At 56.8% G+C, this 25,158-nt stretch carries 25 protein-coding genes; 4 read left to right on the top strand and 21 right to left on the bottom strand.

The genetic code is table 11. The features are described from left to right. The 16 genes from mraY to AC127K_RS13035 all read right to left on the bottom strand — a co-directional run bounded on the left by mraY (position 1) and on the right by AC127K_RS13035 (position 14,987). Complete coding sequence (gene mraY, locus AC127K_RS13110) at positions 1 to 1,014, bottom strand: phospho-N-acetylmuramoyl-pentapeptide-transferase (protein ID WP_294540088.1); 1,014 nt, start codon at positions 1,012 to 1,014, stop codon at positions 1 to 3. 32 nt (positions 1,015 to 1,046) lie between these two features. Then, entirely contained in the window at positions 1,047 to 2,417 is a 1,371-nt protein-coding gene (locus AC127K_RS13105; protein WP_483720913.1) for a UDP-N-acetylmuramoyl-tripeptide--D-alanyl-D-alanine ligase, read from the bottom strand. Continuing rightward, on the bottom strand, positions 2,414 to 4,873 hold the full coding sequence (locus AC127K_RS13100; protein WP_483720912.1) for a penicillin-binding transpeptidase domain-containing protein: 2,460 nt from the start codon (positions 4,871 to 4,873) through the stop codon (positions 2,414 to 2,416). The genes AC127K_RS13105 and AC127K_RS13100 overlap by 4 nt, the downstream gene beginning before the upstream one ends. Positions 4,874 to 4,955: 82 nt before the next feature. Beyond that, complete coding sequence (locus AC127K_RS13095) at positions 4,956 to 5,426, bottom strand: hypothetical protein (protein WP_483720911.1); 471 nt, start codon at positions 5,424 to 5,426, stop codon at positions 4,956 to 4,958. 46 nt (positions 5,427 to 5,472) lie between these two features. Continuing rightward, entirely contained in the window at positions 5,473 to 6,396 is a 924-nt protein-coding gene (gene rsmH / locus AC127K_RS13090) for a 16S rRNA (cytosine(1402)-N(4))-methyltransferase RsmH (RefSeq protein ID WP_483720910.1), read from the bottom strand. 33 nt (positions 6,397 to 6,429) lie between these two features. Further along, a complete protein-coding gene (mraZ, locus tag AC127K_RS13085) occupies positions 6,430 to 6,846 on the bottom strand; it encodes a division/cell wall cluster transcriptional repressor MraZ (RefSeq protein WP_294540097.1) in 417 nt (138 codons plus the stop codon). Positions 6,847 to 7,236: 390 nt separating this feature from the next. Next, positions 7,237 to 7,713: an HrpE/YscL family type III secretion apparatus protein gene (locus tag AC127K_RS13080; protein ID WP_294540099.1), complete on the bottom strand. Its 477-nt coding sequence runs from the start codon at positions 7,711 to 7,713 to the stop codon at positions 7,237 to 7,239. Beyond that, positions 7,710 to 8,258: a 16S rRNA (guanine(966)-N(2))-methyltransferase RsmD gene (gene rsmD, locus AC127K_RS13075; protein ID WP_294540101.1), complete on the bottom strand. Its 549-nt coding sequence runs from the start codon at positions 8,256 to 8,258 to the stop codon at positions 7,710 to 7,712. Before rsmD ends, AC127K_RS13080 begins: the two co-directional genes overlap by 4 nt. A 105-nt stretch (positions 8,259 to 8,363) precedes the next feature. Further along, positions 8,364 to 10,208, bottom strand: a complete 1,845-nt coding sequence (uvrC, locus tag AC127K_RS13070; protein ID WP_483720909.1) for an excinuclease ABC subunit UvrC — start codon at positions 10,206 to 10,208, stop codon at positions 8,364 to 8,366. 66 nt (positions 10,209 to 10,274) lie between these two features. Further along, positions 10,275 to 10,538, bottom strand: a complete 264-nt coding sequence (locus tag AC127K_RS13065) for an HPr family phosphocarrier protein (RefSeq protein ID WP_113999630.1) — start codon at positions 10,536 to 10,538, stop codon at positions 10,275 to 10,277. Positions 10,539 to 10,781: 243 nt separating this feature from the next. Then, positions 10,782 to 12,035, bottom strand: a complete 1,254-nt coding sequence (gene trmD, locus AC127K_RS13060; RefSeq protein ID WP_483720908.1) for a tRNA (guanosine(37)-N1)-methyltransferase TrmD — start codon at positions 12,033 to 12,035, stop codon at positions 10,782 to 10,784. Between the two features lie 3 nt (positions 12,036 to 12,038). Then, entirely contained in the window at positions 12,039 to 12,569 is a 531-nt protein-coding gene (gene rimM, locus AC127K_RS13055; protein WP_294540108.1) for a ribosome maturation factor RimM, read from the bottom strand. Between the two features lie 77 nt (positions 12,570 to 12,646). Next, positions 12,647 to 12,880: a KH domain-containing protein gene (locus AC127K_RS13050; RefSeq protein ID WP_204645596.1), complete on the bottom strand. Its 234-nt coding sequence runs from the start codon at positions 12,878 to 12,880 to the stop codon at positions 12,647 to 12,649. Positions 12,881 to 12,909: 29 nt separating this feature from the next. After that, positions 12,910 to 13,152 (bottom strand): 30S ribosomal protein S16, encoded by a 243-nt coding sequence (rpsP, locus tag AC127K_RS13045; protein ID WP_204645819.1) that lies wholly within the window; start codon positions 13,150 to 13,152, stop codon positions 12,910 to 12,912. Positions 13,153 to 13,245: 93 nt separating this feature from the next. Further along, positions 13,246 to 14,589, bottom strand: a complete 1,344-nt coding sequence (gene ffh, locus AC127K_RS13040) for a signal recognition particle protein (RefSeq protein WP_294540112.1) — start codon at positions 14,587 to 14,589, stop codon at positions 13,246 to 13,248. 20 nt (positions 14,590 to 14,609) lie between these two features. Further along, positions 14,610 to 14,987: a sigma factor-like helix-turn-helix DNA-binding protein gene (locus AC127K_RS13035; protein WP_294540114.1), complete on the bottom strand. Its 378-nt coding sequence runs from the start codon at positions 14,985 to 14,987 to the stop codon at positions 14,610 to 14,612. 249 nt (positions 14,988 to 15,236) lie between these two features. Between AC127K_RS13035 and AC127K_RS13030 the strand changes: the two genes are divergently transcribed. The 4 genes from AC127K_RS13030 to udk all read left to right on the top strand — a co-directional run bounded on the left by AC127K_RS13030 (position 15,237) and on the right by udk (position 17,833). Continuing rightward, positions 15,237 to 16,130 carry a PLP-dependent cysteine synthase family protein gene (locus AC127K_RS13030; protein ID WP_294540116.1) on the top strand — a complete coding sequence of 298 codons (894 nt, stop codon included), beginning with the start codon at positions 15,237 to 15,239 and terminating at the stop codon, positions 16,128 to 16,130. A 194-nt stretch (positions 16,131 to 16,324) separates the two neighbouring features. Beyond that, the gene (locus AC127K_RS13025) at positions 16,325 to 16,606 is read left to right on the top strand and encodes a sporulation transcriptional regulator SpoIIID (RefSeq protein ID WP_294540118.1); all 282 of its coding nucleotides are present in this window, start codon (positions 16,325 to 16,327) and stop codon (positions 16,604 to 16,606) included. Between the two features lie 108 nt (positions 16,607 to 16,714). Further along, on the top strand, positions 16,715 to 17,194 hold the full coding sequence (locus tag AC127K_RS13020) for a deoxycytidylate deaminase (protein WP_483720907.1): 480 nt from the start codon (positions 16,715 to 16,717) through the stop codon (positions 17,192 to 17,194). A gap of 18 nt (positions 17,195 to 17,212) precedes the next feature. Next, complete coding sequence (gene udk, locus AC127K_RS13015) at positions 17,213 to 17,833, top strand: uridine kinase (protein WP_294540122.1); 621 nt, start codon at positions 17,213 to 17,215, stop codon at positions 17,831 to 17,833. Between the two features lie 78 nt (positions 17,834 to 17,911). Here udk and AC127K_RS13010 read toward each other — a convergent pair whose 3' ends face one another. The 5 genes from AC127K_RS13010 to glgB all read right to left on the bottom strand — a co-directional run bounded on the left by AC127K_RS13010 (position 17,912) and on the right by glgB (position 25,019). After that, positions 17,912 to 18,925 (bottom strand): serine hydrolase, encoded by a 1,014-nt coding sequence (locus tag AC127K_RS13010; RefSeq protein WP_483720906.1) that lies wholly within the window; start codon positions 18,923 to 18,925, stop codon positions 17,912 to 17,914. Positions 18,926 to 19,090: 165 nt separating this feature from the next. After that, positions 19,091 to 20,509 (bottom strand): glycogen synthase GlgA, encoded by a 1,419-nt coding sequence (gene glgA / locus AC127K_RS13005; RefSeq protein ID WP_483720905.1) that lies wholly within the window; start codon positions 20,507 to 20,509, stop codon positions 19,091 to 19,093. 131 nt (positions 20,510 to 20,640) lie between these two features. Beyond that, the gene (gene glgD, locus AC127K_RS13000) at positions 20,641 to 21,768 is read right to left on the bottom strand and encodes a glucose-1-phosphate adenylyltransferase subunit GlgD (protein WP_483720904.1); all 1,128 of its coding nucleotides are present in this window, start codon (positions 21,766 to 21,768) and stop codon (positions 20,641 to 20,643) included. Continuing rightward, positions 21,762 to 22,985 (bottom strand): glucose-1-phosphate adenylyltransferase, encoded by a 1,224-nt coding sequence (locus AC127K_RS12995; protein WP_294540130.1) that lies wholly within the window; start codon positions 22,983 to 22,985, stop codon positions 21,762 to 21,764. Before AC127K_RS12995 ends, glgD begins: the two co-directional genes overlap by 7 nt. Positions 22,986 to 23,021: 36 nt before the next feature. Continuing rightward, a complete protein-coding gene (gene glgB / locus AC127K_RS12990; RefSeq protein ID WP_483722200.1) occupies positions 23,022 to 25,019 on the bottom strand; it encodes a 1,4-alpha-glucan branching protein GlgB in 1,998 nt (665 codons plus the stop codon). Positions 25,020 to 25,158: the final 139 nt, after the last annotated feature.

The raw sequence follows: 25,158 nt of genomic DNA, 5'->3' as shown, positions 1-25,158 counted from the left end.
TTACGCAAGATAGATGTACAGAAGCCCCAGCGCCACACCCATAACGGCAATCAGGCTGAAGAAGGCGTCGATGCGGGCCTCTTTCCAGCCGCGCATCTCAAAGGCATGATGGATCGGCGTCATGCGGAAGATGCGCTTGCCATGGGTGGCTTTGTAGTACACGCGCTGGATCACAACGGTCATGGCATCCCAGATAAAGACGATGCCGAAGAACAGGACCAGTTCCGGACGGCCCATCACAAAGGCCAGTGCCGTGACCATTCCCCCCAGGAACATGCTGCCGGTGTCTCCCATGAACACCTTGGCAGGATAAAAATTCCAGACAAGGAAACCGGCACAGGCGGCCGCGGTGGCAGTAGAAAGAACTGCCACATGGTAAAATCCCAGCATGCTGGCTGCCAGCAGGTATCCCAGCATGGACACAAAGGTCACACAGGAGCACAGGCCGTCCAGACCATCGGTAAGATTCACGGCATTCACAAGGAAAATGATGCCGAAGAAAGCGATGGGATAGTAAAGCAAGCCCAGATTCACCGCACCCACAGCCGGTACCATGATGATGGTGGTCATGAGCCCCAGACTGTGAAGACCGGCCATGAAAGCACCGGTGACAACAAACTGCATGACAAGTTTCTGCCACGCCAGAAGGCCCAGATTGCGGTGGCGCACCACCTTGATAAAGTCATCCAGAAATCCGATGACGCCGGAGCCGAAGGCCAGGAACAGCACCAGCAGGCCTCCCTGGACCTGCTGCGGTGCCACCAGTTCCGGCGCCTTGGCGGAAAGTCCGGCATACACCACACCGCAGGCCAACAGAATTCCCAGAATAAAGCACAGGCCGCCCATGGTGGGAGTGCCCTGCTTTTTGTTGTGCCAGGTGGGTCCGTCCTCCCGGATAGTCTGGCCAAAATGCAGGCGGTGCAGCGCCGGGATCAGGAAAAAGCCTGAAACAACAGTAACGCAGAACGCGACAATTGCCGCCGCGATCAGCATCCAGGACACGATCATCCCCATATGGTAATTCCCCCAAAGTTCAGGTTGTAGTCTTATGCGTGGTCGGGAAGCTCCGCGTACAGGCTGTGCAGCATTTCTTCAAACTGCATGGCGTGGCTGGCCTTGGCCAGAACCACATCACCGGGGCGCAGATACGACCTTAGATATTCTACTACTTCCTGTGTATTTTGGCAATGCAATGTTGTTACTTTTTCGCCGGCCGCTTCCGCCATGGCGGTACTGTTGGGGCCGACAGCCAGCAACAAATCCACCACATCGGCGGCCCATTCTCCGGTTTGCCGGTGTGCCTGTTCGGAAGCCGTCCCCAGTTCCAGCATATCCCCCAGCACGGCAATCCGGCGGCCGCCGGGGCCGGGAATCTGGCGCTGCAGGATATCCAGCGCCGCACGCATGCTGTCCGGACTGGCGTTGTAGCAGTCTTCAATGAAGGTGATGCCGCCATGCTGCACGATATTCTGCCGCATACCGGTGGTCTTGTAATCCGAGAGCGCGGCAGCGGCGCGGGCAGGGTCCAGCCCCAGCCGGGTGGCAGCCGCATAAGCTGCCAGGGCATCGCTGACCGTGTGCAGGCCCTGGGTGGGAATATGAACCTCGAAATCGCCATGTTCCGCATCCCGCAGAGTGAAAGCGGTGCCGTCTTTTTCATCCCGGATATCGGCGGCACAGACATCTGCGCCCGTCGCTTTCAGGCTAAACCAGACAGGCTTGAGTCGGGCAGGCAGCGCTGCGCTGCGCAGCAGTTCGTCGTCCCCATTGAGCACAAGCGGAGCTCCATCCGGAAGCCCCTGGCAGATTTCCAGCTTCGCCTTCAGTATATTCTCACGGCTGCCGAGATTTTCCAGGTGGGAGACCCCGATCATGGTGATGATCCCGGCGGAAGGACGAGCCGTGCGGGTCAAGCGGGCAATTTCCCCCAGAGCACTCATGCCCATTTCCACCACCGCATACTCGGTGGCGTCTTCCAGACGGAACAGGGTGTTGGGCAGACCGATCTCGTTGTTCTGGTTTCCCTCCGTCTTCAGGGTATTGCCGAAAGCCGACAGTACCGCATAACAGAATTCCTTGGTGGTGGTCTTTCCCACCGAACCGGTGACGCCGATCATGAGCGGACTGAACAGGGTGCGATAGTTGGATGCCATCCGCAGCATGGCCATGTGACTGGACGGGGTCACCACCAGGTGATCTTCCGGCACGCCTTCTACCGGGTGATTGGCAATCACGTACTCCGCCCCGGCCTTATAGGCCGTCTCGGCAAAATAATGGCCATCTACCCGAGCACCGGGAAAGCATACAAAGACGCACCCCGGCTGCACTTTGCGGCTGTCAGTGACAACGGCGGTGATGTCCACCGGCCGCGCCAGAGTCAGGCCGGCCAGCAGTTCATTGGCATGGATCGGTTTCATTCAGTTCCCTCCTCAGTATCCGTCTGGTTCGTGGTATCCGTTTCGCTGGTATCCGATTCATCGGTTTGTGTTGTATCTGTACTGGTTGTGTCAGTCTCTGTCTGGATGGTCACAATGGTGCCGAATTCCGCACTGGAAGAAGCCGCCACATCCTGAGAGACCACCTTGCCGTTGGCATCCCCCACCAGCTTGACGTTCAGGTTGGCGGACTTGAGCATCTGGCTGGCGAAGGTACCGGTCTTGCCGGTCACGTCCGGCACGGTGGTCAGGCTGCCGGTGGTGGAATCAGTGTAGAAGTAAATGGTGGATCCCGCCGGGACCGAAGTACCCGAATAGGGGTACTGGTAGACGATCTCGCTGCCGGAACCGATGAGCTGATGGCCCAGGCCCAGCTTGTTCAGATTGGCCTGCGCCAGAGACCAGCGGGAACCGACGGCATTGGGCACCGTGATGCTTTCCGGTTCCACATAGTCAGGGTCCCGGGGAATGCCCAGGTAAGGTGCTATTTCGCTGATAATGTTCCCCACCATGGGAGCCACGATCTGGGAGGCAAAATCTTCCACCCAGCGGGGGTCGTCCAGTACCGCAAAGACCAGAATTTCGGGGTCGTCGGCGGGCAGAACCGCCGCAAAGCTGATCTGCTTGTGGTAGTCGCCATCCGAACGCTCGCTGCGGTCCAGCTGTTCCGCCGTACCGGATTTGCCGCCGATGGAGTAACCGGCCACGTAAACGTTGCGGCAGGAATATCCCTCTTTACCGCCGCCCACGTTGTTTTCCATCATGGCGCACAGCTGCTGACTCACGTCCTCGGAGATGACCTGCCGGCGGATGTTGGGCTGGGTCTCACTGACCACATTGCCCGCGTCATCGGTCATGCTGCCCACCACATAGGGGGTAACCAGATACCCACCGTTGACCACCGCAGAAACGGCGGTGGCCATCTGGATGGCGGTGAGTTTCTGGGTCTGTCCAAAAGCCGTAGAGTACAGGTCAGTCTTGACCTGCTCCATATCTGCCTGCGTCTTGGAAATGCCCTTGGACTCATAAGGCAGGTCAATGCCGGTGGTCTCATCCAGACCGAATGCCTGGTAATAGTTATAGAAAAACTCCGGGGTCATCAGCTCTGCCACCTGGATGAAATAAAGGTTGCAGCTCTTTTCCAGAGCGCCCGCCATATCCAGCGGCCCGTGAATCGCATCATTGGCGCATCCATAGGTGGTTTCCCACTGCGTCCCTTCATTGACGGTGAGTTTGCCGTTGCAGTAAAACACCTGGCTGGCATCCATCAAACCGGAATCCAGCGCGGAAGCCGCGGTGACCAGCTTGAAGACGGAACCCGGGAAATACAGTTCGGTCACGCTCTTATTCTTCCACTGGGCTTCCCGGATATAACCCTGCAGGGTGGAATACTCCTCGGAACTGAGCACGCCGTCCTCCACAATGGAGGCCACATTGCTTTCTCCCAGGCGGGACTGCAGCAGGTCGATCTCCTCGGCAGTCAGGGTTCCATCCTCCAGAACAGCGGCCATTTCCGGATCCGCAATGGTATAGGGATCATTGGGGTCAAACTGACTCATGGTGGCCATGGAAAGAATGGCGCCCGTGTTCACATCCATGACAATGACTGTACCACGGTTCTTTACACTGTATTCTTTCAGTGCCTGTCCCAGATACTTCTCCACCACCGTCTGTACCTGGTCATCAATGGTCAGGTGCAGGTCATAGCCGTTGACGGGCTCATACACTTTCCCTTCATCATCGGACGTATAACCCAAGGCATTCTGGCTGGTGATCCGACGTCCGGGCGTACCGGCCAGCTCCTCCTGATAGGACTTTTCCAGACCATAGATGCCTTCGCCGTCCGAATTGGTGAAGCCCAGTACCGAAGACAGGAAAGAGCCATAAGGATAGCTGCGGGTCGATGCCTGTTCGGTATAGATGTTCAGAACGGTTTCCCAGTCTTTTTCCTCGTCTCCGTCATTGAGGGGCCGCTTGGTATTGGCATATTCAATGATGGCATCCTTGGTGGGCAAGTCCACCCCACGGGCCAGGACTTTATACTGGCTTTTCGTATCGCTGAGTTTTTCCAGGATGCTTTCCGCCGACACGCTCCCTCCCAGCAGGTTGGAGATATCCTGGGCTGCCTGCGCAATGTACTTTGCATTGCACCGGGAAGGATCCGCGATGATGTTCCAGACAGTGGTACTCTTGGCCAGGACCTTGCCGGTGGACGTGTAGATGGTTCCGCGGGAGGCCGGGATGGTCTCATCCGAAAGCTGCTGTTCCGCCGCACCGACACGATACTTTTCAGGGTCACGCAGCTGCAGTGCGTACAGCTGATAAATCAAAAGGCCCATACCAAAAATTATGAACAGCGCCACCAGCATCAATGTGCGCACACGCAGGGCATTGTTGATGGAGTGCCGTTCATTTTGCCTGTCACGATTGTTCTGCATGGTTGTTTTCCTTCCGTTGGGTACAGGTCATAAAAAGGCAAAAAGCGTGCCCCGACGCGGGATGCACGCTTTTGGGCTTTGCTTACGGTTCAAAACTGCCGATCAGGCTAAGGGCTGCGGTATACAGCCCATCCAGGATCTCATCGGTTTTGGAGTTGCTCTTTTCGATGATGCTTTCGTCGTCCAGGCGGAGATAGGTCACCTGGCTGGGATCGGTCTTGACCAGACCCAGGCGGCTCTGTGCCACCTCATCGATATTGGCGCTGTTGGAAATCTCGTCCATCTTGCCGGACAAATACTCATAGGTGGTCTGTGCGTCAGCCAGTTCCGTACGCTTGGCATCAATATCGCCGGAGATCTCGGTCAGTTTTGCCTGACCGGCCACAATGGCCGTGATCAAGGCCAGAAAAACCACGATCACCAGCACCGATGCGATCTGACGCATGAATTCTTTGGCGCGGCCGAAGTGGAAGCGTCCGCCGCGCACCACACGCACCCGCGGTGCACGGCGGACCGATTGTGCATTGTTGACTTGATATGCTGCCGAAGTCATGGTCAGCACCCCCTCTATCTGTGTTCCAAAAGCAAAGTTGTTGTGCTCAGTTCTTTTCCAGTACCCGCAATTTTGCCGAGCGACTGCGGCGATTCTCCTCCAGTTCCTCGGCATCTGCCTCAATGGGATGCCGGGTAATCAGAGTGGCTTTGGCCACGCCGCCGCAGGTGCAGATGGGCTGTTCCGGCGGGCAGGTACATTTCTGCGCCCAACGGCGGAACTTGTTCTTCACCAGCCGGTCTTCCAGGCTGTGGAAGGTGATCACGCACAGGCGCCCACCCGGCGCCAGTCTGTCAAACAAAGCTTCCAGGCCTTCATTCAGGGCATCCAGTTCCCCGTTCACCGCGATGCGAACGGCCTGAAATGTGCGGCGCGCCGGATTCTTGCTCTTACGGCGCTCTTTGGGCGGCACGGCGGCCGCCACCAGTTCTGCCAGCTGCAGGGTGGTGGTGATCGGCGTCTGTTCCCGCTGCTGCACGATCTTGCCGGCAATCTGCCAGGCATAGGGCTCTTCCCCGTATTCGCGCAGGATACGGGCAATTTCTTCCCGGGGCAGCGAATCGAGCAGATCCGCCGCGGTGGGGCCCTGCTGACTCATCCGCATGTCCAGCGGTGCATCCGCGTGGTAGGAGAAGCCACGGGAGGCTTCATCCAGCTGATGGCTCGAGACCCCCAGGTCCAGCAAAGCACCGTTGATCTTTTCAATTCCCAGGTCATCCAGCACAGCCGCTGCCTGCCGGAAATTGGCCCTGACCACAAGGGCGGGAAGACCCTTAAGCCTTTCGGTGGCTGTTGCCACCGCATCCGGGTCCTGATCGAGAGCGATCAGCCGCCCTGTGGTCAGGCGTTTGGCAATTTCACGGGAGTGCCCTGCGCCGCCGGCGGTACCATCCAGATAGATACCGGTGGGATCAATCGCCAATCCATCCAGGCAGGGCTGCAGCAATACGGGTATGTGGGAAAATTCCATTTCGATGTCCTTTTGCGCCGTGCGCCTTGTTGTTCAGAAATCCAGAGCTTCCATGGCTGCGGTGAAATCTTCATCCGAAGCAGCCTGATTCTGGTTCCAGGTGTCTGTATTCCAGATTTCGGCAAAGGTCCGGTTTCCGATGATGGTCACATCATGAGACAGGTTTGCGTACTGCCGCAATTCTGCCGGCAGCTGGATGCGCCCCTGCTTGTCCGGAGTGACCTCGGTGGCGGAAGAATACAGCATCCGGCTTACCTGACGGCCTTTGACGAGCCCTTTTTCCGCAATGCGTTCCGCCACCTTTTCAAATTCCGCGGTGGGAAACGCAGCAAGGCAATGATCCAGCCAGCGGGTCACAATAAACGTCTCACCCATGCCGTCACGAAACTTGGCGGGGAAGTTCAACCGTCCTTTGCCGTCGATGGCATAATCGAAGCGGCCCACGAACATGTTGAAAACTCCCTCCTCCCTGCCGATTTTCTCTGTTTTTCGACGTCCAGCCGTTGGAGAGCAGTTGAAAACGCAGTTGAAAACGTTGAAAACTACCCACTTTAACCCTTTTTAAGGTTTTTTTACCCACAGCTGTACCATCATAGTACCAAATTACAGGGCAAAAAGCAAGTCCGCGGGGCAAAAAAACACAGTGGGCAAGGATTTTTCACATCTGAAAATGCCGGGGTGAACAGTGGGGAAAAAATCGGTTCCGGCGCCAAAAAGCAGGCAAACCGTCGGTATTTGTTTTCAGTCCTTTTCTTCGACAGAAGCCGAAAAAAGCAGAACCGCCGGCCGGGAATATCCGGTCGGCGGTTCTGCTTTCACAAACAGGGAGTAACTATGTACTTACTTTTTGGGGCCGCGCAGGCCACGGGCCGCAGCACTGCGCAGATTCATCCTGGTTTTCTTGATATCCGCCACACTGCGGGCCAGAACTTCCTCAGAATTTTTCAGGATGGCCTCGCAGTAAGTGGTGGCACTGCGGTTGATCTCCTTGGCCTGCTCCTGGGCCGTAGAAAGAATCTCCGCCGCGCGCTGCTGCGCACGCCGGACGATCTCCTGGTCCGAAACAAGACCCCGTGCCCGTTCTTCCGCCTGCTGAATGATCCCGTCGGCTTCGGCACGGGCACCTTTCAGGATCTGTTCCCGGTCAGCCACGATCTTTTTGCTGTCGCGAATCTCATCCGGCAGATTGTTGCGCACCTCATCAATGATGTCCCGCATGCGGTCCACATCCACAAAGCGCTTGGAAGGGCTGAAAGGAACGCCTCCGCCTTCTTCCAGCGTTTCTTCCATCAATTCAAGCAATTCTTCCACACTCATGGCTGTCCCTCTCTCTCATAACGGCTGACAAGAATTTTGCCGTACTTGTATTGTTTTACCAGCTGCAGGCTTCCCGCCTGCGGCGGCAGCTCAGCTTCCAGTTCGCTTTCGCACAGAACAACGCCTCCGGGTGCCACACTGCGTTCCAGAAGCGGCAGCACCTTTGCCAGTGTACCGTGGGCAAAGGGCGGGTCCAGCAGGACCAGATCAAACGGGCCGCGGGCGGTGTGCAGGTAGTTGAAGGAATCCCCGCAGGAAATGCGGGCCCGATCCTGTACGCCAGCAGTACGGCAGTTGGCAGTGACGATTTTCACTGCATCGGGGCTGGCATCCAGAAATGTGCACTGTGCGGCACCGCGGGAAAGTGCTTCTATCCCCAGCTGACCGCTTCCCGCAAACAAATCCAGCACCTGTGCCCCCGGCAGGAGGAACTGTACGCTGGAGAACATGGCCTCTTTCACGCGGTTGATGGTGGGGCGGGTCACGTCTTCGCCCGGAAGGGCGGCCAGATTTTTGCCGCGGGCGGATCCGGCGATCACTCGCATAGCAGCGGCACCTGCCTTTCTTTTCAGTGTTGAAACGAAGGATTCTTCCCTAATCTCATCTATTATGGAGTCTTTGCCCTATCTTGTCAAGTCGAAACTACCCGCTCAGGCCCGCAGGGCGTTGTAAATTTTTTCGGCCTTGGCGTGGCTGATGCCCTTGACTTCCTCGAGATCGGAAATGGACGCCGCCTTGACCGCCGCCACCGTCTTGAAATGGGCCAGCAAGGCGGCCGATGTCTTCTCCCCTACCCCGGGCAAGGCCGTCAGGGTCGCTGCGTAAGATTTTTTCTTCATCAGACGCTTGCGGTAATCGTTGGCGTAACGGTGGGTTTCATCCTGAATGGCCGTTACAAAGGTAAAGATATTCCGATGCCGGTTGATGGCGATTTCGCCCCCCGCATCATCTACGATAGCCCGGGTGCGGTGGTGGTCATCCTTGACCATACCGAAGGTGGGAACATTTTCCAGCGCTGTGCCCCGCAGGGCCTGCCGTACCGCAGATACCTGTCCCCTGCCGCCATCGATGAGCAACAGGTCCGGCAGGGCGGCAAACTGATTGCCGGGGCCGTCCGGCTTATCCCCGCGCCGTGCGGCCTCATACTCAGCAGCACGGCGGCTGAGGGTCTCGGCCAGAGAGGCATAGTCGTCGGTGCCGATGACTTCCCGCATCTTGAACCGGCGATAGCCGCTGCGGTAAGGTTTGCCATCCTTGAACACCACCATGCCGCAAACGCTGGAGCCATCGCCCCAGTTGGAGATATCATAGCTTTCGATCAGGCGGGGCGGCGCTTTCAGACCCAGCACCTGGGCCGCTTCCTCCAGCAGTTTTTCCTCTCTGGTATAACGGCCGCTTTCCCGTCCCAGGCGCTCCACCGCGTTGGTGTAGGCCATGGTGACCAGCTTGGCCACGTCCCCGCGCTGGGGCACATACAGTTCCACCTTGCTGCCCCGGGCCTGGGCCAGAGCCTCGCTGAGGGCTTCGTGAGCCTCCGGCAAGGCATCCACCGCCACCGTCTTGGGGACATACTCGCCGTCCAGATAGTACTGGGGCAGGAATTCTTCCCGCACGGCGGCAATGTCGGTGGTATCGTGAAAGACAAACTCCCGCTTATCGGTCAGGCGACCTTCCCGGTACCGCAGCACGGCGGCACAGACCGCCCGACTGGTGCCGGCAAAGGCCACCACATCCATCTCGGTGCCGCTCTCCATAACAACCTTCTGTCCGGCTGCCACCCGCTCAATGGCGGCGATCTGGTCCCGGAGAATGGCGGCGGATTCAAAGTCCAGGCGCTCGGAGGCGGCTTCCATCTTTTCCCGAAGCTGGCGCAGGATATCCTTCTTGCCGTAGCGGATCATCTGCAAAGCCCCCTGCACGGCCTCATTGTAGGCCTGACAGCTGACCTTGCCGCTGCACACCGCCATGCACTTGCCAATGTGGGCGTTCAGGCAGGGGCGGCCCTTGCCGATATCCCGGGGAAATTCCTTGTTGCAGCGGGGCAGCAGAAAGCAGTTCTGGGCCGTTTCCACCATCTCCCGCACCGCGAAAGAGGAGGTGAATGGGCCGATGTAATCCGCGTTTTCATCATCTTTCTGCAAAGCGGCCGAGATGCGGGGCCAGTCCCCTTTCGTGATCTTGACATAGCTGTACCCTTTGTCATCCTTGAGCAGGATGTTGTATTTGGGGGTATGCGCCTTGATCTGGCTGGCTTCCAGCACCAGGGCTTCAAACTCGCTCTGGCAGACGATCACATCAAAGGTGAAGGCGTGGTTGATCATCTGGGTGACCTTGGCATCGTGGGGCACGCCTTCCCGGAAATACTGGGAAACACGGGTCCGCAGGCGCTTGGCCTTGCCGATATAGATGATCTCATCCGATTTGTCACGGATGATATAGACACCCGGAAGAAGCGGCAGCATACAGGCTTTTTTGTACAGTTCTTGCTTGGTCATGAAAACACCTTGGAAAATAGAATAAGGCCGGGTGGTTACCCCACCCGGCCGAAGAGAATCATGGGATTATTCAGAGAAGCCGGAGTTGACCAGCTTGACCAGACCGTCGACAGCGGCCTGCTCGTCGGTGCCGTCCGCAATGATGCGGATGGTGGTGCCGCCAACGATGCCCAGGCTCAGAACGCCCAACAGGGACTTGGCGTTGACGCGGCGCTCCTCTTTCTCGACCCAGATAGAGGATTTGTACTCGTTGGCCTTCTGAATGAAGAACGTAGCCGGACGAGCGTGCAGACCAACCTGATTCTCAACGGTAACTTCTTTAACGTACATAGCTATTCTCTCCTACTTTGTGAAAATAATACGCCCAAGCTTTTCTACCGCGGGCAAGTGTCAGGCGGTGTTTGCACTAAAGGTAGCCGCCCGGATGATTTTATTTTATCCCATTTGTTCGACTTTGTACAGTGGAAAACAGCAAATTTGTCAGGATTCCGCATTTCCGACAAACCTTGCGCCCGTTCTTTGTACATTTTAACCAGTTTATTTTCAACACTGTTGTGAATCAGCACAAAAAAGTCAGTTTTCCGATTTTTCCTCTTCAGTTTTTCTCGGTGCATAGATGAATTTCAGTTCCCGGCAAAACTGCACAGCGGCCGGATTTTCGGCCGGATCATACACCTTTGCCACACTGTCAAACCGATATCCCATACGCAGATACAGTGCCAGGGCCGGAAGGTTGACATCCAGCACAAACAGATGGGGCGCCGCATGCTCCGACAGCTTTTTTCTGGCAAATTCCAGCAAAAGTGCACCGATGCCCTGCCCCTGGGATTCGGGGCGGACATACAACCGGCCGATCTCCCCCGCCTTGTGGCAGACCCCTATCAGGGCGTCCGGCACGCCGGCAGTGCTGTGCAAGTAGAAGGCCCACCCGGCGGCACGATCAGCCTGCAGCTCGGCACGCATAGTCTGGGGCGTATGCTGGGCCACATACTCTGCGGTACACACAGGAGCGCACATGGCCTGCCAGGACGCAGCATACACCTGCGCTGCTGCATCCAGGGCTGCGTCTGTGCGGATCAGTTCAGCGCGCTCATTGCGCTTCCAGCGGCGAGGATGCAAGGGATGGCGCAGGCACCAGTCTTTATACAGGTCCGGACGGCGGGCCGCCGTGCGGGCATGGGCCTGACGGGAACGCCATGTGGTGATTTTCCCGTGATCCCCGGTGAGCAGCACCGGCGGAACAGGTCGGCCTTCCCATACTTCCGGACGGGTATACTGGGGATATTCCAGCAGGCCATCCCAGTGGCTTTCTTCCTGGTAGCCCTGTTCTTCGGCCAGTACACCGGGCTGCAGGCGCAGCACACTATCCGCCACCACCAGGCTGGCCAGTTCCCCACCGGTGAGGACATAGTCACCGATGGAGATTTCCTCGTCAGCAAAGGCCTCAATGACCCGTTCGTCGATGCCCTCGTAGTGGCCGCAGACCAGGGTCAGGGAATCACATTGAGCCAGACGCTTGGCTATCTGCTGGTTATAGGGCTGGCCACCCGCCGTCATAAAAACAATATGCGGGCGAGGGCGGCCCTGTGCCTCACATTGGCGGATCACGTCCCGCAGGCAATCGGCAATGGGCTGGGCATACAGCACCATCCCGCAGCCGCCGCCGTAGGGGTAGTCATCGGTCTGTTTCTGCTTGTTGGTGGTGTAATCCCGAATCTGATGGCAGTGGGCCTCAAACAAGCCTTTATCCGCCGCACGCCCCAGAATGCTGGCCCCAAGAAAACTCTGGCAAAGCTCCGGAAAGAGCGTTACGATATCAATGCGCATGGCTCACTCCTCATCCCCGTTGACTGGCTGATCGAACATGCCGGGAATGGGACGCACATACACCTTCCGCGCCTCCAGATCCACCCGGTCCAGGAATTCCGGTACAGCAGGAAACAGTGCCGTGCTGCCATCCTCCCGACGGACGGTATAGATATCATGAGCAGCCGGGTGGTCAATTTCGGTGACAGTCCCGTACACGATGTCGGTATCCGCATCCACGACCGCACACCCCAACAAGTCATCAATGAAATAACGGCCTTTTGGCAGTCTGGCATCCTGTTTGGCAAAGTAGTAGGTATGCCCCACCCGTGCACGGGCCGCATCCATGGTATCCACACCGCCCAGACGCACCAGAAGCATGTTGCCCTGGGCACGCACCCCCAGCAGCGGGGTTTCGCCCGCGCCCTGGGCTGAAGTGTACACCCGCTTGATGCGGGCCAGGAAGGCAGCACCGTCACACAGGGGCTGGGCTTTCATTTCACCACGCACACCATGGGTGGTGACAACCTTGAAAGCCGGGAGAAAATCAGACATGAGTAAACCTCCAAAAAGACAATCAGTAAAAAAGCACTTTGCCCGGGGGCAAAGTGCTTGCGGAAAGCAATGGAGTGTCAGTCGATCTCCACCACAACTTTTTCGCCCTGGCGGACGGCAGCGGCACGCATGACCACGCGAATCGCCTTGGCGATGCGGCCCTGTTTGCCGATCACACGGCCCATATCGTTTTCGGCCACGCTCAGGTGGTAGACGACGGTGCCGTCCTCACGCGCAGGGTCAACCGTGACCCGCACCGCGTCCTTGTCTTCCACAAGACCGCGGGCAACGGCAATCAGCAGTTCCTGCATCTGGGGTCCCTCCCTTACGCTTAGACAGGTTACAGGATCTCGGCCTTCTTCAGCAGAACGCGAACGGTGTCGGTCGGCTGAGCGCCGTTGGCCAGCCACTGCTTGGCCTTCTCGGCGTCGATCTTGACCACAGAGGGCTCGGTGGTGGGATCATAGTAGCCGATCTCCTCGATGAAGCGGCCGTCACGAGCGAAACGGCTGTCAGCGACAACAACGCGATAGAAGGGGTTCTTCTTGGCGCCCAGACGGCGCAGACGAATCTTGACCATGATGTGTTTCCTCCAAAAAAGTCATTATTGATTTGACGGCCCGGACGGGGCCTGTTTTATATATCCACCCCGTATCCGGGAGAGATAACCTTGTGTTTACCGCAGGCCTTTAAGACCGCCCAGCCCACCCAGGCTGCGCATAAAGCCCTTGGGATTTCGCTTGGCCTTTTTCATCAGCTTTTGCATCATCTCAAACTGACGAAGCAGCTTGTTGACCTCTTCCACCGTACGGCCGCTGCCCGCCGCAATGCGGCGTTTGCGCTTGGGGTTGATGATGGAAGGATGCTCCCGCTCTGCCGGCGTCATGGAATAGATGATGGCTTCGATATGGGCCATGGCCTTATCATCAATCTGATCGAGATCAATCTGATTGCCGCCGGGCAACATTCCCAGCAGTGCGGCCGCACCGCCCATCTTTTTGATCTGGGAGAACTGGGCCAGCATATCGTTCAGGTCGAATTTATTTTCCATCATGCGCCGGGCTGCCTGTTCGGCAGCCTTATCGTCCTGTACGGACTGCGCACGCTCGATAAGCGAAAGGACATCGCCCATGCCCAGGATGCGGCTGGACATACGGGCGGGATAGAAGGGTTCAAGAGCGTCCAGCTTTTCGCCGGTGCCCTGGAAGTAGATGGGCTTACCGGTAACAGCCAGAACCGACAAGGCTGCACCGCCGCGGGTGTCACCGTCGGTCTTGGTCAGGATAACACCGCTGATGCCCACCTTTTCATTGAAGGTCTTGGCCACATTGACGGCTTCCTGACCGGCCATGGCATCCACGACCAGCAGGGTCTCGTCCACTTCCACCGCTTCTTTGATGCGCACCAGCTCGCCCATGAGCGCATCGTCGATCTGCAGGCGGCCGGCGGTATCCAGAATCACGATGTCATTTCCGTGGTCGCGGGCATACGCCATGGCCTTGGCGGCGATGATCTCGGGCTTTTCAGTGCCCATCTCAAACACCGGCACCCCGGCCTGCTGGCCGACGATACGCAGCTGATCAATGGCGGCGGGACGATAAATATCGCAGGCCACCAGCAGCGGCCGACGGCCCTGGCCGCGGTAATACTTGCCCAGCTTGGCAGCATGGGTGGTTTTACCGTTGCCTTGCAGGCCGCACATCATGATGACGGTCTGTCCCTTGTTTTTGATGTGCAGGGTCTGGGGTTCGTCACCGCCCATCAGCCGGGTCAGTTCCTCGTTGACGATCTTGACCACCTGCTGGGCGGGGGTCAGGCTTTCCATGACTTCCTGTCCCATGGCACGTTCGGAAACCTGCGCGCAGAAATCTTTGGCAACCTTGTAGTTGACGTCAGCTTCCAGCAGCGCCATGCGTACTTCCCGCATGGCCGCCTTGATGTCTGCTTCATTCAGTTTGCCCTTGCCGCGCAGTTTTTTGAACACGCCCGAAAGGCGTTCGCTCAATGATTCAAATGCCACGGTGTGTTCCCTCCCTGTGGTCAGGTATTCAGACGTTTGAGAATAGCCAGGATCTCGTCCGTATCCCGGGTGATCTGCGGCACCGGCGTAAACAGGCCGGTGTTGCAGCAGCGGATTTCCATGACAAGCTGTTCCAGGCGGGCGAGATCGGCACGCTGGGCCGCGTCCTTTTCAGCATAGCCCAGGTTCTGCTCCATCTCGGTCAGCGTCGCTTCGCCATGTTTGATGGCATCCCGCACGCCCTGACGGGTGATGCCGTAATTTTCGGCAATCTCTGCCAGGGACAGGTCCTGATCATAATATTCGGTCAGGATGGCACGCTGTTTTTCGGTCAGGACAGGGCCGTAATAATCCAGCAGCACCGAAAACGTCAGGTTTTTCTGGCTTTTGGGGGCCACGGCGGCGCCTCCTTCCCTTCGACAATGTAAAGTATTTTTCTTTACAGCAGATGAATTATAACACTCCGGGTCATTCCTGTCAAGCAAAATTCTGTGTCTGACGTAATTTTTTCCCCGGCACCAAACCTAAAGATCCTCCATTCCGGGATTTTCTATCCCGAAAAAGGTGCAAAGCCTGCCGTTTTATGATATAATAATGAAGTATCTGACAAAAAGCATCCAATTTTCCCGAAAGGACGGTGGAAGGCCATGGCCATCCTGCAAAGCTATTATCAGGATGTATATAAGTGTCCGGTGGTTCGCCTGTCCAGATATTCGGGGCGCCACGGTCTGCCCAGCGCCATTCTGGCATACCTGGATTTCGGCGGGGCGACCGGGACCTGCAAGGACGGCGTTGCAGAAACGATGCTAGCCTTTGCCACTGAGCGCGGTACACTGAAGCCCGGTATGCCGGTGGTGGAAGCCAGCTCCGGCAGTTTTGGTGCTGCGCTGGCTGTGTCCTGCGCTACCACAGGGCATCCCTGCATCCTGGTAGTGCCCAGCAGCCTGCCGCTCTCCCGCCGCCAGCATCTGCAAAATCTGGGGGCGCGAATCGTGGTGTGCAGCGGCGGCGGGCGCAAAGCCCTGGAACGGGTAGCGGCCGACACCGCCAAGCGATACAACGGATACTATACCAACTATTTTGCCAACGATGACAACCCGGAATACCACCGCCGTGTGACAGGCCCCCAGATCCTGAAGGCCTGCAACGACTCCATCGATGCCGTGGTGATTGGCGTTGGCAGCGGCGGCACCATCACCGGTGTGGCCGAATACCTGAAAGCCTGGAACAGCATGATCCGCATTGTGGCGGTGGAACCCAGCGAATGCGCCGCCATTTCAGGCGGGTACATCGGGCATCACGGTATTTCCGGCATCGGGCCCGGATTTATACCGGAAAACTACAACCCTTATGTGGTTGACACAGTACTGACCGTGAGCACCGCTGATGCAGAACGCGCCGCCCGGGAGGTTTTGTTCTTTGATGGCGTGCCGGCCTGCACCAGCGCCGGAGCTACCCTGGCAGCTGCCGTACAGCTCATCGGCACCGGGAAGTCCACCCGGCCGCTTTGTGTTTTTGCGGGACGTCATACATATGGATAACCAAAAGCTGTAAGGCACTTTTGCTTTACAGGGCCATCTGGCAGCCCCCGTTCTTCCCCTCTCCTCGATATCTTTCAGCAGCCCTCGGGTCTTTTGGCCCGGGGGCTGTCTGCTTTTCAGGTCGGGAATAGCATACAGTCCCCTTTTCCGGCATAGGGTTTGGCAAAACGATCCTATGCAAGGGAGGTTTGTGTATGAAAGGCGACCCCGAAGAGCGTGCGGTGGAGGTGGGGCGGTATCTGGTGCGCAGCGGTGCAACAGTGCGGGCGGCAGCACGGGTATTTGGCGTAAGCAAAAGCACCGTCTGGAAAGATCAGACACGGCTGAGGCGCCTGAATCCCGGTCTGTGGGCAGAGGTACGAAAGGTACTGCAAAAAAACAAAGCCGAGCGCCATCTGCGCGGCGGTGAAGCCACCCGCTGCAAGTATCTGCAGGATGCGCGATGCCGCCATCCGCCCGACTTCACAAAAGTTTGACAGTCGCTTTACAGGGGGTTGCGCGGCTGTACCCTGGACAGTATAATAAAAGCAAGATGTGTATCCGTGCCGGACTGTTTGCCGGTACAAGAAAGGTTGTGTGGAACGATGAAACGCACCGATTATATCAGCTGGGACGAATATTTCATGGGCATTGCCCTGCTGTCCGCCATGCGAAGCAAGGACAGCAACAGTCAGGTGGGGGCGTGCATCGTCAGTCCCGAAAACAAGATTTTGTCTCTGGGGTACAACGGCATGCCCACCGGGTGCAACGATGACGATATGCCCTGGGAACGGGAAGGTCCGGCATTGGAGACCAAATACATGTATGTCTGTCATGCCGAACTCAATGCCATTCTGAACTCCGCCCACAGCGATCTGCGGGGAGCCCGGGTATATGTGACCTTGTTCCCCTGCAACGAATGCGCCAAGAGCATCATTCAGAGCGGAATCAAGGAGATTGTATATCTTTCGGACAAATACCATGATGCCGATATGAGCATCGCCAGCCGCCGCCTTCTGAGCATGGCGGGGGTCAGCTTCCGGGCCTACCAGCCCACAGGACGCCAGATCACCTTTACAGTCTGACAAAGGGGACGTTCAGGAATGAAAACTACCATCATCGGCATTGCTGGGGGCACCGGCAGCGGCAAAAGCACCCTGACGGCACGGCTGCGGGAACACTTTGGCGAACATGAAGTGAGTGTCATCAACCACGACAGCTACTACAAACGTCACGATGAGCTGCCCTATGAAGAGCGCTGCAAGCTCAATTACGATCACCCTGATTCTTTTGACACCGACTTGCTGGTTGAGCACCTGCGCGCCCTGCGGCGCGGTGAAACGGTCCAGGTTCCGGTGTATAACTACTCCATTCATAACCGCAGCGATAAAACGGTGACGGTCTCCCCCGCGCCGGTCATTATTGTGGAGGGGATCCTGATCTTTGATTCTGCCGAACTGTGCAGCATGATGGATTTGAAGGTCTTTGTGGACACAGATGCGGATGTTCGCATTCTGCGGCGCATCGTCCGCGATGTGAAATCCCGGGGACGCACCCTGGACAGCGTAGTGAAGCAGTATCTGACCACCGTCAAACCCATGCATGAACAGTTTGTCGAGCCAAGCAAGCGAAAAGCCGACCTGATTGTGCCGGAAGGCGGACGCAACGAAGTGGCCCTGGATATGTTGATCAAATGGGTCGATAATCATTTACAGACCAACTGAACAAAAAGCCCGATGCTTCTCCATGAAGCACCGGGCTTTCCTTATTATATAGCAGCCGAGGGCAACAGAGGCAACCGTTCAGGCACTTTCCTGGGCATAGACCAGCTGTCCCAGTTCCTGCATAGCCGCCACCACAGCCGGCGGAAAATCCACGTTCTGGTCGCCCTGGTCAGTCATGCAGCAAAGAATGTAAGGGTGTTCCGCATACACAATGGCAAAGTCATGGAAGGCATAATCCCAGCTGCCATACTTTTTGGCAGCTTCCACCCCTTCCGGTATGTACAGCGCCGTGTGTTCTGCATCCAGGAAGCAGTCCATCAGCTGAAGCGAGGTGCTGGTTTCCGTTCCGAAATACTGATAAAGTGCCTGCATCAGCAGACCGGCATCAGATACATTCATAATGCCCTGGATGCCGTCCTCCTCCGTCATGGAACAGGTATACGGAGCATGAAACCCAAGATCGGCCAGAAAATCACAGAATCCGCTCTCTTCATTTGCCGGCCAGGTTGCCACCAGCATGTCCATGGCGTTGTTATCACTGACTGTGATCATCGCATACATGACATCCCAGGCCGGGATCATGGAAACGCCGTCATAGGCATTCAGTTTGGTGCCGGCCAGTGTGCCGAAGGAGAAGGTATTCCGCACATCCCCCTCCATATCCAGCACGCCTTGCTCCGCCTGCTCACACAGCCACAGTGCATACGCCGCTTTCAGCGTGCTGGCCGGGTAATATTCTGTTTCCGTATTATATGTATACACGGCCCCGGTTTCCAGGTCCTTCGCATACACAGAAAAGCCGCTTGGCTGCTGTGCGCAGAAAGCATCCAGCGTTTCCACATCCCACCCCGCAAAGGGTGTGGCCGTTACAGCCGGTGTTGCCACGGCTTCCGGCTCATCCTCCGGCTCACTGACCGGCGTGGGCAGACTTTCCGAAAGTTGTGTACTGGCCGTCTGCATTGTATCCGTTTCTTTTCCTGGCTGCAGCAGAGGAATCAGTTCCCGTGCGGTAAAAGCCAGCACCACTGCAGCCGCCGCCAGACCCAAAAGCGCCAGACCCGCCCGCGGCTTTTTGGTTTTTGTTGACATCATCATCCACATCCTTCACCATTTATTGTATCCCACACGGTTCCATATAGCAATAATACCTTTCGATTGTATCGGTTTTGTTTGCAAAATGTGTGAAAATGGTGCAACCGACAAAAAAATCTCCTGCCGGGAATCCCGACAGGAGATCTGCCTCAGTTTATGTGATGATTACCAGAGATTGACGACCTCGTTGTACATGCCCTCATAGCTCTTGGCGGAGTTGGACCAGCTGAAGTCGCACTCCATGGCACGGCGGACCAGAATCGGCCAGCCATCCTTCTGCCAATATCCTTCCTTGGCACGCCAGCAAGCTTCATACAGCTCATGGGCATTGTAGTTGGCAAAGGTAAAGCCATTTCCATACCCGTCACCGGAGTCGTGAATGGAATCCCGCAGACCGCCAGTCTCGCGCACCACCGGAATGGTGCCATAGCGGCAGGAGACCATCTGGGCCAAACCGCAGGGTTCGGAGCGGGACGGCATCAGGAAGATATCGGCACCGGAATAGATCCGCTGGGCCAGCTTGGCATTGAAGCCGATGTACACACCCACGCGGCCCGGATGGCGGGCGCACAGTTCATTGAAGAAGTTTTCGTACTGCGCTTCACCGGAACCGAGGATGACCAGTTCAATTCCCTGCTGCAGCAGGCCTTCGGCGATGGAGCGGACCAGATCCACACCCTTATGGCCTACCAAACGGGTGACCATGGCCATGACCGGACTGCCGTCCTTGTTCAGGTTCATCTCATCCTGCAAAGCTGCCTTGCAGGCCGCCTTGCCTTCCTGGAAGGTATCGACATCATAGTTTTTGACGATATCGGGGTCGGTGGCCGGGTTAAACACGTCCACATCAATGCCGTTGAGGATACCGCACAGCTTGTACTGTTTCTGACGCAGCAGACCATCCAGGCCATGGCTGAACCAGGGATCCAGAATTTCCTGGGCGTAGGTAGGGCTGACAGTGGTGACCTTATCGGCGGTCTCGATGGCGCCCTTCATGAAGTTGGCACAGCCGTCGTACTCGACCACATGGGCATCCCGATTGCCGATACCGCAGGTATCTTCCAGAATATCCAGACCATACTTGCCCTGATAGGCAATGTTGTGGATGGTAAACACCGTCTTGATCCGGTTGAACTTGTCCAGGTGACGATAATACAGGTTCAGGTATACCGGCGTCAGTGCGGTCTGCCAGTCGTTGCAGTTGATGATATCGGGCTCGAAATCCGTATAGAACAGCATTTCCAGAATGGCGCGGGCAAAGAAAGCAAAGCGCTCGCCATCATCATAGAAGCCATACAATCCGCTGCGCTTGAAGTAATATTCGTTGTCGATGAAGTAGAAGGTAACGCCGTCATGCTCGGCCTTGAACAGGCCGCAATACTGGCTGCGCCACCCCACCGGCACACTGAAATTGGTGACATAAGTCAGGGTGTCCTTGAACTTCAGGTCATTGTACAGCGGCATCACCACACGACAGTCGATACCGTCCCGGACAAGAGCTTTAGGCAGGGCACCAGCCACGTCGGCCAGACCGCCGGACTTGGCATATGGGGCTGCTTCGCTGGCTGCATACAAAATTCTCATGGTTGGGTAGCCTCCTTGCGGATCTATCACGCGCAATGCGCGGAGAAGTAAAAGAAAGGGCGGGAGACTCCCCCGCCCTCTCAATCAGGCGCGGTCGCCGGGGAGATGTGGCGGCCCGCCTTTTTGAGCGATCAAACCGTGTGGTTCTTGGCAACGAACACCGGGAACGAATCGGTGCCGCACAGCTGCTTGCCGGTGGTGATATGAACGTTCTTATCAGTCACGACATATTCAACGGAGCAGTTTTCTTCCACAATGGTATCCTGCATGAGCACGCTGTTCTTGACCACGGCGCCCTTCTTGACAACGCAGCCGCGGAACAGCACACTGTTCTCGACCTCACCCTCGATGACGCAGCCGTCAGCCAGCAGGCTGTTCTTGACCTTGCTGCCGCTGATGTAACGGGTGGGGTTATCATCACGAATCTTGGTGTAGATGGGGTTGGCGGGGTCAAACAGCTGATCGACGTTACCCGGCTGCAGTAGGCGCATATTCTCGTCGAAATAGCTCTTCATATCCGCCAGACGGGCGGCATAGCCGGTAAACTCATAAGCCTGGACGTTCAGCAGGCTGAGGTTGCGGGCCAGGATATCCCGTTCAAAGTAGACCAGGCCGCGGACAGCAGCGTCACGGACCAGCTGGATCAGGCTTTCACGCTCGATGACATACAGGTTCATGGACAGATTCTGCATGCCGGGACGATAATCGTTGGACAGCAGTTCGGTCACACGGCCGTTGGCATCCATCCGGATGGTGTAGTTGTCATTGCGGGCACCATCGGGAATTTCCGCACGGTTATAAACCATGGTCACGTCGGCGCCGCTGTTGATATGCGCTTCCAGCAGCTTGTTGAAGTTGAAGTTCATGGCGATGTGGGAGTCAGAGAGAATGACATAGCGCTCTTTCTGTGCAGCCAGCCAGGTCAGCACACTGGCCAGTGCATCCACGCGGCCGGAGTACAGCTTGACGCTGCGCTCTGCAAAAGGCGGGATAATGTTCAGACCGCCGCGCTTGCGGGTCAGGTCCCATTCACGGCCGGCTCCCAGATGGTCCATCAGGGAGTGGTAGTTCTTGCGGACGATGATCGACACATTGTCCACACCGGAGTTTGCCATGTTGGACAGAGTGAAGTCGATCATGCGGTAACGGCCCGCAAACGGGATGGAGGCCATTGTGCGCTCCGCCACCAGTTCGGGGACAAGGTTATCATAAGAGTTGGCGAAAATAACGCCCAGAGCGTTTGCGTTGCTGCTTACCATTGTTCCTCACCATCCTTTACATCATTGGAGACCATTGCCTTGGGGCCCACCGTTGCGCCCTTGCCGATCTTGACGCCGGCGCCCAGAGTTGCCACATCGCCGGGTTCGGCAATGTTCAGGCCGCCTTCGGGCATCTTGCCGACGGTTGCACCTTCTTCGATGGTGCAGTTTTCGGCGACGATGCAGTGTGCCACGGTAGCGCCGGCCTTGATGACCGTACCTCCCATGACAACAGCGGCTTCGACCGTTGCACCCTTTTCGACCACAACGCCCGAGAAGAGGATGGAGTTCTTGACGGTGCCGTTGACCTTGCAGCCTTCGGTGACCATGGAGTTTTCAATGTCGGCATCCGTGCCGATCTGCTGGCAGGGACGGCCGGAGTTGCGGGAGTAAATCTTCCAGTTTTCATCAAACAGGTTGATGCCGGAATGAGAGGGATCCAGCACTTCCATGTTGGCCTGCCACAGGGAAGAAATGGTGCCCACATCCTTCCAGTAGCCGCTGAAGCGGTACGCATACATGCGGCGGCCATCCTTGAGCAGTGCGGGAATGACGTTCTTGCCGAAGTCATTTTCGGAGTTGGGATCCGCTTCGTCGGCGATCAGGTAGGCCTTGAGCACATCCCAGTTGAAGATGTAGATACCCATGGAAGCCAGATTGGACTTGGGATCCTTCGGCTTTTCCTGGAACTCATTGATACGGTCGTCATTGTCGGTGACCATCAGGCCGAAGCGGGAAGCCTCGCTCCATGGCACTTCCATGACGGCAACGCTGAACTCGGCGTTCTTTTCCTTGTGGAAGCGCAGGAAATCGCTGTAGTCCTGCTTGCAGATCTGGTCGCCCGACAGGATAATGACATACTGCGGATCATACCGATCAATGAAGGAAATATTCTGATAAATGGCGTTGGCAGTGCCCTTGTACCAGTCAGAGCCGCTGGCCTGCTGATACGGAGGCAGAACATGTACACCGCCATGCAGGCGGTCCAGGTCCCAAGGCTGACCGTTGCCGATGTATTCGTTCAGAACCAGCGGCTGATACTGGGTCAGGATGCCAACCGTGTCAATGTCGGAGTTGACACAGTTGGAAAGTGGGAAGTCGATAATGCGGTACTTTCCGCCAAAGGGTACCGCCGGCTTGGCCAGCTTCTGGGTCAGCGCATACAGGCGTGAGCCTTGTCCGCCGGCCAGGATCATTGCGATCATTTCTTTTGCCATAATGTTTCTCCCCTTAAATATGGTATTTGCAGTGGATCAAATATTTCCTTCCATCTTTTCAGACGGTTTGGACTTGGATTTGCGCGTACGGGTCGATGCAGTGGTCTTGCGCGCAGTGGGCTTTGCCGGCTTTTCCGCCTTGACAGACTTTTCTGCCTTGGCAGCCTTTACCGGTTCTTCCTCCGCTTTCTTGGTGGGCTTTTTGCGGGGCGCGGGCACACTGAAATACATCGTGGACAGCGGCGGCAGCGTCAGGGTAATATGCTGCTCAAAGCCGTGCATAGCACCCTTCTTGCTGCGGACCGTACCGTTGGTAACGCCCGAACCGCCGTACTTGGCATCGTCGGAGTTCAGAACTTCCTTATAGCTGCCGGCGTTGGGCACGCCCATGGAGTAGCCTTCCCGCAGGACAGGGTTGAAGTTGCAGACGATGAGGACCATCTTGCCCTTGGCGTCCCGACGCAGGAACGCAATGACACTCTGCTGGTTATCGTCTGGCACGATCCACTGGAAGCCTTCCCAGCTGTAATCCACCTGCCACATGGCCGGCGTTTCCAGATAGAACTTGTTCAGATCACGGACATAACTCTGCAGCTGGTGATGCTTGTCGTACCCGAGCAGCATCCAGTCCAGCGGCTTCTTTTCATCCCACTCGATGAACTGGCCGAACTCCTGCCCCATGAACAGCAGTTTCTTGCCCGGGTGCGCGGCCATGTAGCCATAGAAGGTACGCAGATTGGCAAACTTCTGTTCGTAATCACCGGGCATCTTGTTGATCAGGCTGCACTTTCCGTGCACGACCTCATCATGGCTGATGGGCAGCACAAAGTTTTCACTGAACGCATAGAAGAAGCTGAAGGTGACCTTGCCGTGATTGCCGGCACGGAACAACGGATCCGTCTTCATGTAGCTGAGCATGTCGTTCATCCAGCCCATATTCCACTTGAAGTTGAAGCCCAGGCCGCCGTCCGCGGCAGGCTTGGTAACCAGAGGCCATGCGGTGGATTCTTCGGCGATCATCATCTTGTGGGGATAGCGTCCCAGAACGGTGCTGTTGCACTTCTGCAGGAAGGCAATGGCTTCCAGGTTTTCCTTACCGCCGTTGACGTTCTGTTCCCACTCGCCATCCCGACGGTTGTAATCCAGATACAACATGCTGGCCACCGCATCCACACGCAGGCCATCCACATGGTACTGCTCGATCCAGAACAGCGCACTGGAGATCAGGAAGCTCTGCACTTCCGGCATGCCATAGTTGAACACCATGGTGCCCCATTCCTTATGCTCGCCGCGGCGGGGGTTGGGGTCCTCATAGCAGGGCGCACCGTCGAACATATACAGACCATAGGCGTCCTTGGGGAAATGGGCGGGCACCCAGTCCAGAATCACGCCGATGCCGGCATTGTGCATCTTGTCCACAAACGCCATGAAATCATGGGGCGTACCGTAGCGGCTGGTGGGTGCATAGTACCCCGTGACCTGATACCCCCAGCTGCCGTCGAAAGGATATTCGGTGATGGGCAGCAATTCCACATGGGTATAGCCCATATCCTTTATGTAGGGAATCAGTTCGTCTGCCAGTTCGGAGTAGTTGTACGGCACACCGTCCGCCTTCATCTTCCAGCTGCCCGCATGCAGCTCGTAGATGAGCATCGGCCCGTTGATCACATCACGTTTTTTCTGCTCTTCTTCCCAGGCGGTATCATCCCAGGCGAATCCGCTGATATCATAGACTTTGCTGCCGTTGGAGGGGCGGGTCTCGGCGTGGAACGCATACGGATCAGCCTTATAGACCAGTTCATCCGCCGGGGTGGTAACACAGTATTTGTACACGTCAAACTGCTTGATCCCCGGAATGAACAATTCCCAGATTCCGTCATCCACCTTCTGCATCGGGTGGGTGGTGGGCATCCAGTCATTGAAGTCCCCCACTACCGAAACAGCCTTTGCATGCGGAGCCCACAGGCGGAACACGCATCCCGCCTGACCGTCCTGCTCGCAAAGGTGTGCGCCGAAATAGCGGTAAGCCTCCATATTATTGCCCTGCTTGAACAGATAGATCGGCAGGTCGGAAGGTTTTGGCACCTTTTCTTGCTGTTTCAATTTGATCTCCCCTTACAAAACCATGCTTTGTGTGGTTCTGCTGCTGCAGATCCACTGATTTTTGTGGTTC

The sequence above is a fragment of the Subdoligranulum sp. DSM 23681 genome (assembly GCF_057005535.1).
The sequence above is the reverse complement of the archived record's forward strand: the minus strand, read 5'-3'. Positions and strand labels throughout refer to the sequence as shown.

What these genes read in the sequence shown, in the direction of transcription:
- glgA (WP_483720905.1), bottom strand. Translation starts at nt 20,509, where the DNA reads ATGAGAATTTTGTATGCAGCCAGCGAAGCAGCCCCATATGCCAAGTCC.
- AC127K_RS13105 (WP_483720913.1), bottom strand. Translation starts at nt 2,417, where the DNA reads ATGAAACCGATCCATGCCAATGAACTGCTGGCCGGCCTGACTCTGGCG.
- AC127K_RS13050 (WP_204645596.1), bottom strand. Translation starts at nt 12,880, where the DNA reads ATGCAGGAACTGCTGATTGCCGTTGCCCGCGGTCTTGTGGAAGACAAG.
- glgD (WP_483720904.1), bottom strand. Translation starts at nt 21,768, where the DNA reads ATGGTAAGCAGCAACGCAAACGCTCTGGGCGTTATTTTCGCCAACTCT.
- udk (WP_294540122.1), top strand. Translation starts at nt 17,213, where the DNA reads ATGAAAACTACCATCATCGGCATTGCTGGGGGCACCGGCAGCGGCAAA.
- AC127K_RS13010 (WP_483720906.1), bottom strand. Translation starts at nt 18,925, where the DNA reads ATGATGTCAACAAAAACCAAAAAGCCGCGGGCGGGTCTGGCGCTTTTG.
- rsmD (WP_294540101.1), bottom strand. Translation starts at nt 8,258, where the DNA reads ATGCGAGTGATCGCCGGATCCGCCCGCGGCAAAAATCTGGCCGCCCTT.
- rimM (WP_294540108.1), bottom strand. Translation starts at nt 12,569, where the DNA reads ATGTCTGATTTTCTCCCGGCTTTCAAGGTTGTCACCACCCATGGTGTG.
- AC127K_RS13025 (WP_294540118.1), top strand. Translation starts at nt 16,325, where the DNA reads ATGAAAGGCGACCCCGAAGAGCGTGCGGTGGAGGTGGGGCGGTATCTG.
- rsmH (WP_483720910.1), bottom strand. Translation starts at nt 6,396, where the DNA reads ATGGAATTTTCCCACATACCCGTATTGCTGCAGCCCTGCCTGGATGGA.
- AC127K_RS13030 (WP_294540116.1), top strand. Translation starts at nt 15,237, where the DNA reads ATGGCCATCCTGCAAAGCTATTATCAGGATGTATATAAGTGTCCGGTG.
- glgB (WP_483722200.1), bottom strand. Translation starts at nt 25,019, where the DNA reads ATGGAGGCTTACCGCTATTTCGGCGCACACCTTTGCGAGCAGGACGGT.
- mraZ (WP_294540097.1), bottom strand. Translation starts at nt 6,846, where the DNA reads ATGTTCGTGGGCCGCTTCGATTATGCCATCGACGGCAAAGGACGGTTG.
- AC127K_RS13100 (WP_483720912.1), bottom strand. Translation starts at nt 4,873, where the DNA reads ATGCAGAACAATCGTGACAGGCAAAATGAACGGCACTCCATCAACAAT.
- mraY (WP_294540088.1), bottom strand. Translation starts at nt 1,014, where the DNA reads ATGGGGATGATCGTGTCCTGGATGCTGATCGCGGCGGCAATTGTCGCG.
- AC127K_RS13080 (WP_294540099.1), bottom strand. Translation starts at nt 7,713, where the DNA reads ATGAGTGTGGAAGAATTGCTTGAATTGATGGAAGAAACGCTGGAAGAA.
- AC127K_RS12995 (WP_294540130.1), bottom strand. Translation starts at nt 22,985, where the DNA reads ATGGCAAAAGAAATGATCGCAATGATCCTGGCCGGCGGACAAGGCTCA.
- AC127K_RS13065 (WP_113999630.1), bottom strand. Translation starts at nt 10,538, where the DNA reads ATGTACGTTAAAGAAGTTACCGTTGAGAATCAGGTTGGTCTGCACGCT.
- AC127K_RS13095 (WP_483720911.1), bottom strand. Translation starts at nt 5,426, where the DNA reads ATGACTTCGGCAGCATATCAAGTCAACAATGCACAATCGGTCCGCCGT.
- trmD (WP_483720908.1), bottom strand. Translation starts at nt 12,035, where the DNA reads ATGCGCATTGATATCGTAACGCTCTTTCCGGAGCTTTGCCAGAGTTTT.
- AC127K_RS13020 (WP_483720907.1), top strand. Translation starts at nt 16,715, where the DNA reads ATGAAACGCACCGATTATATCAGCTGGGACGAATATTTCATGGGCATT.
- uvrC (WP_483720909.1), bottom strand. Translation starts at nt 10,208, where the DNA reads ATGACCAAGCAAGAACTGTACAAAAAAGCCTGTATGCTGCCGCTTCTT.